This window comes from Mesorhizobium huakuii (assembly GCF_030160235.1).
Classification (GTDB): Bacteria; Pseudomonadota; Alphaproteobacteria; order Rhizobiales; family Rhizobiaceae; genus Mesorhizobium; species Mesorhizobium huakuii.
The window spans coordinates 181,325-195,295 of sequence record NZ_BSNY01000051.1 but is presented as its reverse complement, the minus strand read 5'-3'; the positions used below and the strand labels follow the sequence as shown (position 1 = coordinate 195,295).

Sequence of the window (13,971 nt, the reverse complement as noted above, 5' to 3'; positions counted from 1 at the left end):
GCAGCGTTCGCCCCGCCAAACTTCAGCCCAACTGGGGGTTCAGGACAGCGACAGATACAGGAATCACCACGAGAGTGACCGACATGAAAAACGATCGTTCCAAGCTCAGCGATTTTGCCCCGACCCGCCGCCAGCTCCTCGGCTTCGGCCTTGTCGCTGTGGGTGCAGGCGCCTTCAACGTGGTGCCCGGGTTCGAGCTTCTGGCCTCGGCGCAGGCGGCCGTGCCCGCCGCCGCGCAAAAGATCGCCGACCATTTTTCCTCGGTCAAATCGATGAGCGGCGAATTCGTGCAGTTCGGCCCCAAGGGCGAGCAGACCGGCGGCAAATTCTTCCTCGAGCGGCCGGGCAAAATCCGCTTCAACTATGACGGGGCGTCGAATTTCAAGGTGATTTCCGACGGCAAGTCGGTGGTCATCCTCAACAAGAAGATGAACACATCGGACCTTTATCCGTTGTCGAAGACGCCGCTGAAGCTGCTGCTCGATGACCGGATCGACCTCTCCGGCGACCGCGTCAAGAGCGTCAAGGAAGAAGACGACCTCACCACCATCCAGCTTTCCGACAAGTCGGTGTTCGGCAATGCGCGCATCACCATGATGTTCGATCCGAAGACCTACGATCTGCGCCAGTGGACGATCACCGACGCGCAAGGCAAGGATACGACGGTGATGATCTTCAACACCAAGGAAGGCGTCAGCTTCGCGCCCGACACCTTTGCCATCGACTATACGGCGAACCGCGAGCTGAACACGAAGACGCGCTAAGGTACGCAGATATTCAGGTGAGGCCGGCCTGCGAATGGCGGATTCCTGCGCTTCCCCGTTCTACTGCGGCGCAGTAGAACGGTGCTCACTTACCCAAAAGTACGCTCCGCTCGTCGCAAGGGCGACCCCCGGAAGCCACCATTCTCGATTCGGCCTGACTTGAATCTCAGCGCGTCTTGGGCCGCGCCTGAGCAGGTTCCGAGCATGGCCCGGCTTGTCTTTGCGGCGCCCGGCTGGCAGTTTCCGGACCGACTCCCTCAAAAGGCGTCTTCCCCGGTCAGGGCCCATCGATCCTGGCCGGCTGCACGCTGTCCGGATTGCCAATGCCCTTTTCCATCGCCACCTGGAACATCAACTCCGTGCGCCTGCGCATGCCGATCGTCGAGCGCCTGCTCGATGAATACGCGCCCGACGTGCTGTGCCTGCAGGAAACCAAGGTTCCAGACGAGCTGTTCCCGGAAAAGGCATTCCGCAGGCTCGGCTACCAGCATATCGCCTTCCATGGCCAGAAGGGCTATCACGGCGTCGCCACGGTGGCGCGGCGGCCGATCGAGGTGGTCGAAAAGCGCCGCTTCTGCGAGATCGAGGACAGCCGGCATCTGTCGGTGACGGTGCGCGCCGGCGGTAAGACGATCCTGCTGCACAATTTCTACGTTCCGGCGGGCGGCGACGAGCCAGATCCCGAAATCAACAAGAAATTCAAGCACAAGCTCGATTTCGTCGCCGAGATGAACGCCATCCGCGCCGAGCATAGCGAAGTGTCCGCCTCGGTGCTGGTCGGCGACCTCAACATCGCGCCGCTCGAGCACGACGTCTGGTCGCACAAGCAATTGCTCAATGTGGTCAGCCATACGCCGGTCGAGACGGAAAATTTCGAGGCGATGCGGCTCGCCGGCAATTGGGTCGACCTGATGCGGCACAACGTGCCGCTGGACGAGAAGCTCTACACATGGTGGAGCTATCGCGCGCAGGACTGGGAAGCGTCGAACCGGGGCCGACGGCTCGACCATGTCTGGTCGTCGCCCAACCTGGTGCCTGATTTCACCGGCTACGAAATCCTGCGGGCGGCGCGCGGCTGGGAGCGGCCGTCGGACCATGTGCCCGTCATCGCGCGGTTCGATCTGGACTAGGTGCCGGCTATCTTGCGCGGCGCTTTTCCCATTCCGGCCGCAGCTGCGCCATGACCAGTTCGTCGCGGTGCACGCCATTGAAGAACGCGCTGCCTCGCGCAATGCCTTCGGCCGTGAATCCAACGGCCTCGTAGGCGCGCCGCGCGCGATGATTGTCCGGAAAGAGGCCGATGCAGAGCCGATAGGCGTCGGTTTCGACAAAGACCCGGTCAATCGCTGCCGCCAGCAGCATTCTGCCCTGGCCCCGTCCCGGCGCGACGACGGCTATGCGCTTGACCAGTGTCACGCGTTCGGCAGAAGCCCAACCGCGCAGGATCACGAAGCCGATTGGCGATGAGCCTTCGATCCCGACAAGATAGACATGCCCGGCATCGGCAAAGGCTTCTCGATGACGGGCTTCATCCCAGCGCCCGAGGAAGGCGTCGTAGCCCTCGCGCCGCTCGGTCGCCATGATGAAGGGAAGATCGTTCTCGGTGGCGCGAACAAGCTGCAAAGTCATGCCCGCCTCACCCTTCCTACCCCGAAAACCGTGGCGCCAGCTCCTCGATGCGGCGGATCATGGCCTGAAACTCCTCGGAGATGCGCTTGTGCAGCTTAACCGCCACTTCCGGATATTCCTCCAGGATGCGGCGAAACATCTTGCGGCTGAGCCGGATCACTTCCGAGTCGATTTCGGCCGACGCGCTGGTCAGCCGGTTGGTGTCGGCGATCAATGCCAGTTCGCTCAGGATGGTGCCGGGGCCGGCAGTGCCGATCGGGATACGCTCGCCACCCTGCTCGCGATAGAGCACGATGCGTCCGCTGACCACGACATAGGCCGAATCGGCCTCGTCGTCCTCGCGATAGAGTTTGTGATTGGCCTGCAGCAGGGTGTTCTCGGCGCCGAAGGCGAGCAGGCGCAACTGTTCCTGCGTGAAACCCTCGAAGAGCCTCACGGCGGACAGGATGCGGATGTCGTCATCCAACGCCATCTCTAGCTGCGTCCCCGAACGGTCAGTCCAATCCCTCCTTCACGAGTCGATCCTTAGTCTCCTCCAACAGGATCGCGCCCGAAAGCGGTCCCGCCCAGACCGCTTATTGGATAATGAAATGTTTAAGGAACCAGCTTGTAGCCACCGCTTTCTGTCACAAGTATTTCCGCATTGGAAGGATCGCGCTCGATCTTCTGGCGCAGCCGGTAGACATGGGTTTCCAGCGTGTGCGTGGTGACGCCGGAATTGTAGCCCCAGACCTCCTCCAGCAGCACGTCGCGCGTCACCACCTTCTGGTCGGCGCGGTAGAGATATTTGATGATCGAGGCTTCCTTCTCCGTCAGCCGCACCTTGCCGCCACGCGGGTCGATGAGCAGCTTCTGGCTGGGCTTGAAGGTGTAGGGGCCGACGGAGAAAGTGGCGTCCTCGCTCTGCTCGTGCTGGCGCAGCTGGGCGCGGATGCGCGCCAGCAGCACCGCGAAGCGGAACGGCTTCGTCACATAGTCGTTGGCGCCGGCCTCGAGACCCAGAATCGTGTCCGAATCGGTGTCGTGGCCGGTCAGCATGATGATGGGCGCCTTGTAGCCGCCCTTGCGCAGGATCTTGACGGCCTCGCGGCCGTCCATGTCGGGCAGGCCGACATCCATGATGAGCAGGTCGATGAGGCCGCCGCGTGCCGCGGTGACGCCTTTTGCCGCAGTCGCTTCCTGCAACACGTCGAATTCCTCGTAGAGGGCGAGTTGCTCGACCAATGTGCCGCGCAGGTCGTCGTCGTCGTCGACGATTAGGATGGTGCGTGAAGTCATGGATCAATCCGTTGTTTTGAAAATGAAATTCAGTTGACCGCTGCGTATTTATGCGGAAGCTGGCCGACACAATAGCCGATCACAGTGATTTGTTCCGTGGCACGATCATACAAGAAAAAATGCGATCGCAATGCAGCCGGCGCAATTTTGCCGAAACGGCTGCGTGTGCTGACCGTGCGGGCAAGGCCCGGCCACCCAAGCCAGGGCCTGCTGCAGGCTGGAAAAACGGTGTTTGCCTGCGCGCTGGGGCGCGGCGGCATCTCGGCCGACAAGCGCGAGGGCGATGGCGCCACGCCGCTCGGCTCGATGCGGATCCTGTCGGGTTATTTCCGGGGCGATCAGTTTGCCGGCGGCCGCCGAACGCGGCTGGCGATGGCGCCGATCGGGCCCGATCTCGGCTGGTGCGAGGTGCCGGACGACCGCAACTACAACCGGCCGGTCAAGATCCCCTATGGCGCCAGCCACGAGCGCATGCGGCGCGACGATCGGCTCTATGACGCCTGCCTGGTGCTCGACTGGAACATCGCACCGCGCCGCCGCGGGCGCGGCAGCGCCATCTTCTTCCACCTGGCGCGACCGGATTTCACGCCGACGCAAGGTTGCGTGGCGGTGACCGCGCGCACGATGGCCCGGCTGCTGCCGCTGCTGTCGGATAGGACGGTGATGAGGGTGGTGAGGTAGGAATTGGGCAGTAGGCAGTAGGCAGTAGGCAGTAGGCAGTAGGCAGTAGGCAGTAGGCAGTAGGGCTAAGGCCTATTCCCTACTGCCTACTGCCCATTCCCTTTTCTATCGCTTCCGCCAACCCGTGCTCAGCAGTCCGATTTCGCGAAGCTCCCGGTCCATCGCCTTGGCGATGTCGCGGCGTTCGCCGCCGATATCGCACAGTTCACGGTCGGAGAGGTCGTCGACCGATTCCAAGGGAAGCCTGGCGGCGACCCGCGCCTGGCGCAGCCAGTCGATCGCGGCGCGCAGCCACTGCGAGAAAGACGATTTGAGGGCGGTGTGGGACTTCAGGGCGATGTCGGTCATGGCTCTATCCGGTTTCTCCGGATATCAAATCCGGTTTGAAGGTATCTCGATGTCGAGATCATGCCGGATTGAAAAACAAACGGGAAACGAGTAGTTCTTTTAAGATCATCAAGTTTTATTTGGAGATTAGGATGCCCCGCCTCCTGCCCGGAACGCGCGCGCTGAGGACCTTCGAGGCGGCGGCGCGTCACCTCAATTTCACCCGCGCCGCCGACGAGCTTGGGCTGACGCCGGCCGCGGTCAGCCACCAGGTCAAGGAAATCGAGGATCAGCTCGACCTGGTGCTGTTCACGCGCACCAGCCGTACCATGCGGCTGACGGAGGCGGGAACCGTGCTTCACGAAGCGTCGATCGATGCGCTCGACCTCCTCAACCGGGCGGTGTCGCGCGCCCGCAAGGTGACGCGGGGCACGGCGCTCCTGAAAGTGACGCTCGACGCGCAGTTCGCGACGAAATGGCTGATGCGGCGCATCGACGATTTCCGCGGTCAAAGGCCTGGCATCGAGTTGCGCTTCGACATCACCTACGATGTCAGGGACTTCGAGCGCGACGACGTCGATATCGGCATCCGGTTCGGCACCGGCAGATATCCGGGGCTTTGCGCGCATCGGCTGTTCGACAACATCATCATCCCGGTATGCAGCCCGGCGCTGCTGGCTTCGGGGCCGCCGCTCAACGAACCGCGCGACCTTTTCCGGCACACGCTCGCGCATATCGAGTGGTCGCGGCAAGGCGTCACCTGGCCGAACTGGAGCATGTGGATGCAGGCGGCCGGCGTCGACGATTTCGACGACAGCCGCACCCTGGTCTTCGGCTCCTCCACCGATGCCACGCAGGCAGCCCTCGACGGCAATGCCGTGGCGCTGGCCGACTTCGCCATGGTCGCCAACGACCTGTCGCAAGGGCGCCTCGTCCGCCCCTTCGAGCTCGGCATCAAGGTCGCGCCGGAGTTCGCCTATTTCCTGGTCTATCCGGAAGCCGTGAAGGACGACGCCCGCATCGCCGCCTTTCGCGAGTGGCTTCTGGAGGAAGCGGGAAAGACGCACGGCACGGAGAAGGCATAGCGGCTGCCGGGTCCGTCTTTCGGTCAGGACCGGGCGTTATGGCCGAAAATCATGCGCGTGTATTTCTTCCACTTCCATTTCACGCTTTTGTAGAGACGCGGGTATCTTTTCGCCGAAATGGACGTCTGAAACGCCCCGTTTTCGCTGCCTTGTTCGACAATGGGCCGTTCGAACCACAGCATTTCAATGCCGAGCTTCTCGTCCATCTGTTCGACCTGGTGATCGATCGAGGTGCAGATCTTGTTCTGCTCGATCCAGGCGCAACGGGCTTCCGCGACGGGGCGGGTGATGAGGTAGGAATCGGTGCATCTGGCATGCAGCGCCGGGTAGAGCCTTTGGCCCTTCCGCAATTTCCAGCTCGGCGTGTAGTAGTTGCTGCCATTGCCGAGATAGATGACGGCCTTGCGCGCGGGACCGCCGAGTTCGGAAAGCCCCTGCCGGAACTTGGCGACGAAGTCGCGGGCGAGGAAGACGTCGTCCTCGAACACCAGGCAATAGGGCAGGTCGGTCTCGAGGAAATCGCGCCAGATGCCGACATGTTTCAACGCCAGCGAAACGGTGGCCGGGTGGGTAAGGGCGGGCGCGACCAGCTCGTCGCGGATCTGCGGGGTGATATCTGGCCGGTCCCAGTCCGTATAGAAATAGACCGGTACGCCGCGCCGCTCGAATTCGCGGACGATGTGGCGGCGCCGGTCGTCATAGCCTTGCTTGACGTGGCAGATCCGGGTGAACACCTGGTCGCGTGGAAATCCGGACTCGTCCGCCATCGTCAACGCGCCGCCTTAGCTTGCCGCGGCGCCGAACCAGCCGATCACGGCGCCGATGATCAGCAAGACCCCCAGCCAGTGGCCACCGTCGATGAGGGTCAGGTCCCAGCCGAGATTCTCATAGCGATGGTTGACCGACAGCGTCGTGGCGATGAACCCCAGCCAAAGCACGAAGCCGAAGACAAGCCCGGCGAGCAATGTCGGTTCACCGCCGGTCATCGCACCGACCACCAGCGCCATGATGTAGGCCATGACCAGTTCGGCGATGAAGCTGATGACGAAAGGCAGCGGCGATTTCTTCATCGTCGCCGGATCGAGTTTGGCGGCCTTCAGCCACGGCTTGCTCAACGCCATGTACCAGGCAGCGCCGAACAGCCAGGCCAAGACGGCGGCGGCAATGACCGCCAGCCAGTTCACTGCTGAAAAATCCATGAGCTTCCCCCCTCCAGACGCAGGTCGCGTGACATGCATGCACGTTGTATCAGGCGCTTCGGCGATGGCGTCAAGCAAAGCGCCAGACGGTGGTGCGCTTGACCAGGGAGTCCTCCAGCGCCCGCGTGACTTCCACCTCGTAGACCGCGAGCGGCTCCAGCCCCGATTTTGGCATATAGGACCGGCCGGGATCGCCGACGAAGATCTCGGCACCGCGCGCCTTGAGTGTCGCGAACCACGGCATCAGGCGGTCGGCGAAGGATTTGTCGTAGAAAACGTCACCGGCCAGTACCACGTCCCAGCCTGCATCGGTGCCGATGCAATCCGTGCCGAGGAAGTCGATCCCGACGCCGTTGGCCTCGCTGTTGAGGCGGATCGCGGTGGCGCAGAACGGGTCGATGTCGGCGGCGATTACCCCGGCAGCGCCCGCCTTGGCGGCGGCGATGGCGACAAGGCCGGAGCCCGAGGCGAAGTCGAGCACGCGCTTGCCCCGCACCGTTTCGGGATTGTCCAGGATATGGCGGGCGAGGCCCTGGCCGCCGGCCCAGGCAAAGGCCCAGAAGGGCGGCGGCAGGCCGATCTCGACCAGCTCGTCCTCGGTCCGCTGCCACAGATCGTGCGCTTCATCGGCCAGACGCAGCAGGATCTCGGGCACATGCGGCGGCGCCATCAGCGCCGTGTTGTCGAGGATGAATTGCTTCGCGCTATGCGGAGTGAGCGCCGTCACGGAGCGGGCGTCAGGCCGCCCATGCGGCAGACTTCCTTCCATTCGGCCGGGGTCACCGGCTGTACGGAAAGCCGGCCAAGCCGCACCAGAGCCATTTCGGCAAGCTTCGGATTGGCCTTTACCTGTTCCAGCGTCGGCGGGGTCGGCACGTCGCGAACCGCGCGGATGTCCACGCATTCCCAGCGCGGATCGTCCGACGTGGTGTCGGGGTGGGCGAGCGCGCAGACTTCGGCTATGCCGACGATGTTGAGCCCCTCATTGGAATGGTAGAAGAAGCCGAGATCGCCGATCTGCATGGCCTTCATGTTGTTGCGGGCGGCGTAGTTGCGCACGCCGTCCCATTGCGTGCCGGCCTTGCCCTTGGCCTTCAACGCCTCGAAGGAGAAAACCGAGGGTTCGGATTTGAACAGCCAGTAATTCATGTTTTCTCCTCCGTGCGGTCCAGGTGCGGGCAACCGGAATTAACTAGCCGCCGGCTTGTTGAACGTCCAGTTCCACTGGCGAATTTCGACGCTTTCGAACAGGCCCGCCTTGGCATAGGGGTCCGCGGCCGACAAGGCCTGGGCCGCCGCCTGATCCGGCGCCTCGACGACCACGAGACTGCCATTGGGCTTGCCATCGGCATCGAGGAACGGACCGGCGAAGGCCAGTTTCTTCTGCGCATTCAGCCCTTCGAGAAAGGCGACATGCTCGGGCCGCGTGTCGAGGCGCACCTGCAGGCTTCCCGGCTTGTCCTTGCAAACAAAAGCAAACAGCATGGTCTTTCTCCGTGTCTTGGGATTGAGGTTGGGGTCAATCGTTGGTTTCGGTCTTCAGCGGCCGGGTCATCAAGGCGGTCACGGCCTGGCGGATGGTGATGGCGCCGTCCAGTATGGCCGCCACGGCGGCGATGATCGGCGCGTCGATGCCGCGCTCGGCGGCGATGCGGGCAGCGATCGCCGCCGTCGGCACGCCCTCGGCCAGCGGCATTCCGGCAAGCGCCTTGCCTTGCCCGAGCGCCAGCCCGTAGGCGAAGTTGCGCGATTGGGCGGACGAGCAGGTCAACAGCAGGTCGCCAAGACCGGAAAGCCCCATCAGGGTCTCGGGCCTGGCACCGAAGGCGGCGCCGATGCGGCGCAGTTCGACGAAACCGCGCGTCACCATGGCGGCCTGGGCGCTGGCGCCAAGCCCGGCTCCGGTGACCGCACCCGCGGCAATGGCGAAAACGTTCTTCAAGGCGCCGCCGATCTCGACGCCGATCAGGTCGTCGCTGGAATAACAGCGCAGGTTTTCGGCGGAAAAGCGGGCGGCAAGGTCAGCCGCCAGCGCCTCGTCACGGGCGGCGACCACGACCGCCGTCGGCAGGCCGCGGGCGACATCGGTGGCAAAGCTCGGGCCTGACAATGCGGCGACCGGATTTCGCGGCAGGATTTCCTCGACAATTGCCGACAGCAAGGCGCCGGTGTCGCGCTCGATGCCCTTGGCGCAGAGCACGAGCGGGATGCCGTGCGGCATATGATCCTTCGCCACCGTCAGCGTCGCCCGCAGCGATTGCGCCGGCGTCACCGCCAGCACGCAATCGGCCCCGGAGAGCGCTGCCGCGATGTCGGATGTCGCCTCGATGCCGGGTGCAAGGGCGATGCCGGGCAGATAGCGCGGATTCTGGCCTTGGCCGATCGCCGCCACGGTTTCCGGATCGCGCGCGAACAGCCGCACCTTATGGCCGGCGCGCAGCATGGCCAGCGCCAGCGCCGTGCCCCAGGCGCCGCCGCCCAACACGGTGACGCGCCAGCTGCCTTTGCCGGGGTTGCCGTTGGCTCGATCGATCATGCCTTGGCTCCGCGCCGGCCGGAACCGACCATCGGCGCCGAGATGCTGTCGAGCGGCCAGCGCGAGCGCGGCACGAAATCGAAGCCGTTCTCCCGCGCCATGCCTTCCCGCAGCCGTTCGATGCCGGCCCAGGCGATCATCGCCGCGTTGTCGGTGCACAGTTTGAGCGGCGGCGCGACGAAGGTGAAGCCGGCCCCGGCGCAGAGCCGTTCCAGCGTTGCCTTGATGGTGCGGTTGGCGGCGACGCCGCCGGCAACCACCAGCGCCGGGTTTTTCGTGCCGGGAAATGTCTGGCTGAATCGCGCCAGCGCGCGCGAAACGCGGTCGGCCAGCGCATCGGCGACCGCTGCCTGGAACGAGGCGCAGATGTCGGCGACATCCTGGTCGCTCAAGGGCTCGATGGCCGTCGCCGCCTGGCGCACGGCGGTCTTCAGGCCGGAGAAGGAGAAATCGGGCTGCGCCGAACCCTTCATCGGCCGGGGAAAGGCGAAGCGCGAGGCATCACCCGAGAGAGCCGCCTTCTCGACATTCGGTCCGCCGGGATAGGGCAGGCCGAGCATCTTGGCCGTCTTGTCGAAGGCCTCGCCGAGCGCGTCGTCGATGGTGGTGGCCCAGCGCTGATAATCGCCGACGCCGCGCACGGCCAGGATCTGCGTGTGGCCGCCGGAGACCAGCAGCAGCAGATAGGGGAATTCGAGCCCGTCGGTCAGCCGCGCCGTCAGGGCATGGCCTTCGAGGTGGTTGACGGCGATCAGCGGCTTGCCTACCGCCGCGGCGATCGCCTTGGCCGTCATCAGCCCGACGATCAGGCCGCCGACCAGGCCGGGGCCGGCGGTGGCGGCGATCGCGTCGATATCGGCAAGGGTGGTGCCCGAATCGGCCAGTGCCGCCTCGATGATGCCGTCCAGCGCCTCGACATGGGCGCGCGCGGCGATCTCGGGCACGACACCGCCGAAGGCGGCATGTTCCTCGATCTGGGAAAGCACGATGTTGGACAGGATTTTCGGCGCGGCATCGCCCTCCAGCGCCACGACGCTGGCGGCGGTCTCGTCACAACTCGTTTCAATGCCCAGAACGCGGATCAATTCGTCGCTGTCCCTAGAGATTGTTTATCGAGCCTTTCCCCATTAGGAGAAGGCTGGGAAGGCCTCGGTTATCTTTGCCGCATTTCTGCGGCGCCAAGTGGCTCCACTTGGCCGCAAATGCTCCGGCCGGGGGTTATCACGGACGGCGCGCCATGCAAACAACCTTGAAAATCGGAACACGCGGCAGCCCGCTGGCGCTGGCGCAGGCGCATGAAACGCAGGCGCGGCTGATGGCCGCGCATGGCCTGCCGGCGGAAGCCTTCGAGGTCGTCGTCATCTCGACCAGCGGCGACCGTATCCAGGACCGGCCGCTGTCGGAGGCCGGCGGCAAGGGCCTGTTCACCAAGGAGATCGAGGAGGCGCTGCTTGCCGGTGCGATCGACATCGCCGTGCATTCGTCGAAGGACATGCCGACACGATTGCCGGACGGTCTGGAGCTTGCTGCCTTCCTGCCGCGCGAGGACGCGCGCGACGCCTTTGTCGGCAAGGCGGTAAAGACGATCGCCGAGCTGCCGCGCGCGGCCAAGGTCGGCTCGTCGTCGCTCAGGCGGCAGGCGCTGATCCGCCGCATGCGGCCCGATCTCGACGTGGTGATGTTCCGCGGCAATGTGCAGACACGGCTGCGCAAGCTCGACGAAGGGGTGGCCGCCGGCACCATCCTCGCCTATGCCGGGCTGAAGCGGCTGGGCCTGGAGCATGTCGCCACCGATTTGATGCCGCTCGACATCTTTCCGCCCGCACCCGGACAGGGCGCGATCGGCATCGAGAGCCGCATCGGCGACCGCCACGTCGAAAAGATGCTGGCGGCGATCCACGACGTGCCGACCGGACAGGCGCTCGCCTGCGAACGCGCCTTCCTGGCGGCGCTCGACGGCTCCTGTCGCACGCCGATCGCCGGCCATGCCTCGATCGAGGCCGGAAAGCTTTCTTTTGCCGGGCTGATCATCTCGCCCGACGGCACGCAGTCGCACACGGTCCAATTACAGGGATCCGCAGAAGATGCCGCAGGCATCGGCGAGGAGGCCGCGCGGACGGTGCGGGCCAAGGCCGGTGAAAAATTCTTCGACGGCTGGTTCTGAACGTGCCTCGCGTCCTGGTGACCAGACCGGAGCCGGGCGCATCGCGCACGGCGCGGCGGCTTCAGGAGACGGGAATCCAACCGGTCGTTCTGCCTTTGACCGAAACGGTGGCTTTGCCTGCCGATCCGGGGTTCGTCACCGGCGATGCCATCGCGGTTGCCGTTACCAGCGCCAACGCCGTGCGCCATGCCTCAAGCGAGGTCATCGCGGCGCTTGCTTCCCTGCCTTGCCATGCCGTGGGCGCCAAGACCGCCGAAGCGGCGCGCAAGAGGGGGTTCTCTTCCGTCATTGAAGGCCCAGGCGATGCCGAGGCGTTGGCGGACAGCATCGCCGCGGCGTTTCCCGGCAAGGCGATCACCTATCTCTGCGGACGCGTGCGGTTTCCGGTGTTTGAACAGCGGCTGGAAGCGGCTGACGTCCGGGTCCGCGCCGTGGAGACGTATGACACGCTTCCGGTGCCGTATTCCGACGGGACCATCCTTGCGCAGCTGTCCTGCCAACCGGTCGATGCGGTGCTGCTCTATTCGGCCAAGGCGGCCGCCGCGATGCAGGCCCTGACCAAACGGCCCGCTCTGCATCAGGCCTTTGAAAAGGCGCGGTTTCTTGCTCTTTCCGCCCGCATAGCCGCCGCTTTCGACGACGGCGCCGGCAAAGCAATCCGCATCGCCGCGCGACCCGACGAGGAGGCGCTGCTGGCCCTTTTGGAGGGGCTGCCCTGAGCCGCGTCATCACACCGCCCCTTTTCACCGCTTGGTGATGTGCTAGACCCTTTCTGAACCATCACGCGCCGGCAGGCGTTGAGACGAAGCGAATTTTGCGGAGCCCAGGCATGGTCAAGACGCCGAAGATGCGACACTCGAAAAGCCGCCGCGAGCCGGTGACCATCGATCTCGAGCCCGGTGCCGTTTCCCGCATCGTCGACGAGGATGCCGCCAAGGCAACGGCCCATACCGACGAGGCGAAGGCCGAGGAAGCCGCTGATGCCTCGCAGCCGGAGGCTCCCGAAGAGCCGGTGCATGCCGACCAGACCGATCTCGAACCCTGGGAACATGCCGATGGCGTGGGGCAGGCCGGGACCGAGCCGTCAGCGGAGGCCAAGGCCGCGGAGCCGGATCTGCCCTATCCCGGCTCGGATGCGCCTGCCAGTCGCAGTGCCGCCTCCGACTACAATTTCGAGGATGCGTCGGCCAAGCGCACCGACGACAGCACGGCGAAAACCCGGACGCGGGACGAAAAGATGGCGCCGGCACCTGCCGCGGCAAAGCGTGGTGGCCTCAACGGTATCGCCGCAGGCATTATCGGTGGCGTCATTGCGCTCGCCGGTGCCGGCGGCCTGCAATTTGCCGGCCTGCTTGGCGCGCCGGGTTCCAGCGCTGGCGTCTCGCTCGACGGCGTCAATGGCGAGATCGCTTCGCTGAAGAGCGAAATCGCCGGCCTGAAGGACGCCGGCGGCAATAATGACGCAGCGGCCAAGGTGGTCGGACTTTCCTCTGGACTGGAACAGGTAAAGGCCGATGTCGCGGCGCTGAAATCGACGGTCGAACAGGGCGGCGCTGGCGACAATGCCGGGCTTGCCGCGCTCGGCGACAAGGTCAAGCAGATCGAGACCGCGGTCGCCGCCCTCGGCAAGGCCGGCAGCGCCGCGCCGGTCGATCTCGGCCCGCTCAACGAAAAACTGGCAAGCCTCGATGCGTTGGTGAAATCGACGGGCGAAGCCGCGAAGGCGCAGGACGGCCGGCTCACCGCCCTGGAACAGTCGGTGTCGCAGCTCTCCGGCAAGGTCGAGGCGGCGGCAGGACAGCCGAAGATCGCGCTCGCCATTGCCGCGTCGGCCTTGAAGTCGGCGCTCGAACGCGGTGCGCCGTTCTCGGCGGAACTCGATACTCTGGCGGCGATTTCGCCCAATGCGCCGGAGATCGCGACCTTGCGGCCCTATGCCGAAAAGGGCGTGCCCACCCGCACCGAGATCGCCTCGCAAATGGATGCTGCCGCCAATGCCATGGTCGCCGCCGCAACGCCGGTCGACCAGAATGCCGGCTTCCTGCAGAACCTGATGTCCAGCGCCGAATCGCTGGTCAAGGTCCGGCCGATCGGTGCCGTCGAGGGGCCCGGCGCGCCGGAAACCGTGGCGCGCATGGAAGTGGCGGTCAGCCAAGGCGACTATGCCAAGGCGCTCAGCGAGTACAATTCGCTGCCCGAGGCCGTGAAGGCCGCCGGCGCCGACTTTGCCGGCAAACTGAAGGCGCGCATCGAAGTCGAAACCCAGGTCGACGCGCTGATCTCCGGCGCGATGAAGGCATGAGGGCAA

Annotated in this window: 18 protein-coding genes; 7 read left to right on the top strand and 11 right to left on the bottom strand. The window is 64.9% G+C overall.

Annotated elements, in window-relative coordinates; genetic code table 11:
• Positions 1-83: 83 nt before the first annotated feature.
• Both QQK95_RS26595 and xth read left to right on the top strand, forming a co-directional pair.
• On the top strand, positions 84-764 hold the full coding sequence (locus QQK95_RS26595; protein WP_284277366.1) for an outer membrane lipoprotein carrier protein LolA: 681 nt from the start codon (positions 84-86) through the stop codon (positions 762-764).
• A gap of 323 nt (positions 765-1,087) precedes the next feature.
• Positions 1,088-1,894 (top strand): exodeoxyribonuclease III, encoded by an 807-nt coding sequence (xth, locus tag QQK95_RS26590; protein WP_284277365.1) that lies wholly within the window; start codon positions 1,088-1,090, stop codon positions 1,892-1,894.
• A gap of 7 nt (positions 1,895-1,901) precedes the next feature.
• Here the strand turns inward: xth and QQK95_RS26585 are convergent, their stop codons facing one another.
• From QQK95_RS26585 to QQK95_RS26575, 3 genes are all read right to left on the bottom strand, one after another.
• Complete coding sequence (locus tag QQK95_RS26585; protein WP_409371712.1) at positions 1,902-2,393, bottom strand: GNAT family N-acetyltransferase; 492 nt, start codon at positions 2,391-2,393, stop codon at positions 1,902-1,904.
• Positions 2,394-2,409: 16 nt separating this feature from the next.
• The gene (locus QQK95_RS26580) at positions 2,410-2,865 is read right to left on the bottom strand and encodes a Crp/Fnr family transcriptional regulator (RefSeq protein ID WP_284277363.1); all 456 of its coding nucleotides are present in this window, start codon (positions 2,863-2,865) and stop codon (positions 2,410-2,412) included.
• A gap of 122 nt (positions 2,866-2,987) precedes the next feature.
• The gene (locus tag QQK95_RS26575) at positions 2,988-3,671 is read right to left on the bottom strand and encodes a response regulator transcription factor (RefSeq protein ID WP_010912284.1); all 684 of its coding nucleotides are present in this window, start codon (positions 3,669-3,671) and stop codon (positions 2,988-2,990) included.
• Between the two features lie 144 nt (positions 3,672-3,815).
• Between QQK95_RS26575 and QQK95_RS26570 the strand changes: the two genes are divergently transcribed.
• Positions 3,816-4,352 (top strand): L,D-transpeptidase family protein, encoded by a 537-nt coding sequence (locus QQK95_RS26570; RefSeq protein WP_284277390.1) that lies wholly within the window; start codon positions 3,816-3,818, stop codon positions 4,350-4,352.
• 105 nt (positions 4,353-4,457) lie between these two features.
• Here QQK95_RS26570 and QQK95_RS26565 read toward each other — a convergent pair whose 3' ends face one another.
• Positions 4,458-4,700, bottom strand: a complete 243-nt coding sequence (locus tag QQK95_RS26565; RefSeq protein ID WP_284277362.1) for a hypothetical protein — start codon at positions 4,698-4,700, stop codon at positions 4,458-4,460.
• A 131-nt stretch (positions 4,701-4,831) separates the two neighbouring features.
• Here QQK95_RS26565 and gcvA point away from each other — a divergent pair, with 131 nt between their 5' ends.
• Positions 4,832-5,764, top strand: coding sequence for a transcriptional regulator GcvA (gene gcvA, locus QQK95_RS26560; RefSeq protein ID WP_284277361.1), 933 nt, complete (start codon positions 4,832-4,834; stop codon positions 5,762-5,764).
• A 23-nt stretch (positions 5,765-5,787) separates the two neighbouring features.
• Here the strand turns inward: gcvA and QQK95_RS26555 are convergent, their stop codons facing one another.
• The 7 genes from QQK95_RS26555 to tsaD all read right to left on the bottom strand — a co-directional run bounded on the left by QQK95_RS26555 (position 5,788) and on the right by tsaD (position 10,581).
• Positions 5,788-6,531: a glycosyltransferase family 25 protein gene (locus QQK95_RS26555; RefSeq protein WP_284277359.1), complete on the bottom strand. Its 744-nt coding sequence runs from the start codon at positions 6,529-6,531 to the stop codon at positions 5,788-5,790.
• A gap of 15 nt (positions 6,532-6,546) precedes the next feature.
• Positions 6,547-6,963 (bottom strand): DUF1761 domain-containing protein, encoded by a 417-nt coding sequence (locus QQK95_RS26550; protein ID WP_284277358.1) that lies wholly within the window; start codon positions 6,961-6,963, stop codon positions 6,547-6,549.
• Between the two features lie 70 nt (positions 6,964-7,033).
• Positions 7,034-7,732, bottom strand: coding sequence for a class I SAM-dependent methyltransferase (locus QQK95_RS26545; RefSeq protein ID WP_284277357.1), 699 nt, complete (start codon positions 7,730-7,732; stop codon positions 7,034-7,036).
• Complete coding sequence (locus tag QQK95_RS26540) at positions 7,687-8,112, bottom strand: EVE domain-containing protein (protein WP_095774753.1); 426 nt, start codon at positions 8,110-8,112, stop codon at positions 7,687-7,689. The genes QQK95_RS26545 and QQK95_RS26540 overlap by 46 nt, the downstream gene beginning before the upstream one ends.
• A 39-nt stretch (positions 8,113-8,151) precedes the next feature.
• Positions 8,152-8,448 (bottom strand): YciI-like protein, encoded by a 297-nt coding sequence (locus QQK95_RS26535; RefSeq protein WP_284277356.1) that lies wholly within the window; start codon positions 8,446-8,448, stop codon positions 8,152-8,154.
• 34 nt (positions 8,449-8,482) lie between these two features.
• On the bottom strand, positions 8,483-9,499 hold the full coding sequence (locus QQK95_RS26530; RefSeq protein WP_284277355.1) for an NAD(P)H-dependent glycerol-3-phosphate dehydrogenase: 1,017 nt from the start codon (positions 9,497-9,499) through the stop codon (positions 8,483-8,485).
• Positions 9,496-10,581 carry a tRNA (adenosine(37)-N6)-threonylcarbamoyltransferase complex transferase subunit TsaD gene (gene tsaD / locus QQK95_RS26525; RefSeq protein WP_284277389.1) on the bottom strand — a complete coding sequence of 362 codons (1,086 nt, stop codon included), beginning with the start codon at positions 10,579-10,581 and terminating at the stop codon, positions 9,496-9,498. Before tsaD ends, QQK95_RS26530 begins: the two co-directional genes overlap by 4 nt.
• A 155-nt stretch (positions 10,582-10,736) precedes the next feature.
• On the opposite strand from tsaD, the gene hemC reads away from it, so the two are divergent.
• The 3 genes from hemC to QQK95_RS26510 all read left to right on the top strand — a co-directional run bounded on the left by hemC (position 10,737) and on the right by QQK95_RS26510 (position 13,965).
• Complete coding sequence (gene hemC, locus QQK95_RS26520; protein WP_284277354.1) at positions 10,737-11,663, top strand: hydroxymethylbilane synthase; 927 nt, start codon at positions 10,737-10,739, stop codon at positions 11,661-11,663.
• A gap of 2 nt (positions 11,664-11,665) precedes the next feature.
• The gene (locus QQK95_RS26515) at positions 11,666-12,382 is read left to right on the top strand and encodes a uroporphyrinogen-III synthase (protein WP_284277353.1); all 717 of its coding nucleotides are present in this window, start codon (positions 11,666-11,668) and stop codon (positions 12,380-12,382) included.
• A gap of 110 nt (positions 12,383-12,492) precedes the next feature.
• Complete coding sequence (locus tag QQK95_RS26510) at positions 12,493-13,965, top strand: COG4223 family protein (RefSeq protein ID WP_284277352.1); 1,473 nt, start codon at positions 12,493-12,495, stop codon at positions 13,963-13,965.
• Positions 13,966-13,971 lie beyond the last annotated feature (6 nt).

What these genes read in the sequence shown, in the direction of transcription:
- QQK95_RS26540 (WP_095774753.1), bottom strand. Translation starts at nt 8,112, where the DNA reads ATGAATTACTGGCTGTTCAAATCCGAACCCTCGGTTTTCTCCTTCGAG.
- QQK95_RS26530 (WP_284277355.1), bottom strand. Translation starts at nt 9,499, where the DNA reads ATGATCGATCGAGCCAACGGCAACCCCGGCAAAGGCAGCTGGCGCGTC.
- gcvA (WP_284277361.1), top strand. Translation starts at nt 4,832, where the DNA reads ATGCCCCGCCTCCTGCCCGGAACGCGCGCGCTGAGGACCTTCGAGGCG.
- QQK95_RS26555 (WP_284277359.1), bottom strand. Translation starts at nt 6,531, where the DNA reads ATGGCGGACGAGTCCGGATTTCCACGCGACCAGGTGTTCACCCGGATC.
- QQK95_RS26585 (WP_409371712.1), bottom strand. Translation starts at nt 2,393, where the DNA reads ATGACTTTGCAGCTTGTTCGCGCCACCGAGAACGATCTTCCCTTCATC.
- QQK95_RS26565 (WP_284277362.1), bottom strand. Translation starts at nt 4,700, where the DNA reads ATGACCGACATCGCCCTGAAGTCCCACACCGCCCTCAAATCGTCTTTC.
- QQK95_RS26535 (WP_284277356.1), bottom strand. Translation starts at nt 8,448, where the DNA reads ATGCTGTTTGCTTTTGTTTGCAAGGACAAGCCGGGAAGCCTGCAGGTG.
- xth (WP_284277365.1), top strand. Translation starts at nt 1,088, where the DNA reads ATGCCCTTTTCCATCGCCACCTGGAACATCAACTCCGTGCGCCTGCGC.
- QQK95_RS26595 (WP_284277366.1), top strand. Translation starts at nt 84, where the DNA reads ATGAAAAACGATCGTTCCAAGCTCAGCGATTTTGCCCCGACCCGCCGC.
- QQK95_RS26545 (WP_284277357.1), bottom strand. Translation starts at nt 7,732, where the DNA reads ATGGAAGGAAGTCTGCCGCATGGGCGGCCTGACGCCCGCTCCGTGACG.
- QQK95_RS26575 (WP_010912284.1), bottom strand. Translation starts at nt 3,671, where the DNA reads ATGACTTCACGCACCATCCTAATCGTCGACGACGACGACGACCTGCGC.
- hemC (WP_284277354.1), top strand. Translation starts at nt 10,737, where the DNA reads ATGCAAACAACCTTGAAAATCGGAACACGCGGCAGCCCGCTGGCGCTG.
- QQK95_RS26550 (WP_284277358.1), bottom strand. Translation starts at nt 6,963, where the DNA reads ATGGATTTTTCAGCAGTGAACTGGCTGGCGGTCATTGCCGCCGCCGTC.
- QQK95_RS26510 (WP_284277352.1), top strand. Translation starts at nt 12,493, where the DNA reads ATGGTCAAGACGCCGAAGATGCGACACTCGAAAAGCCGCCGCGAGCCG.
- QQK95_RS26580 (WP_284277363.1), bottom strand. Translation starts at nt 2,865, where the DNA reads ATGGCGTTGGATGACGACATCCGCATCCTGTCCGCCGTGAGGCTCTTC.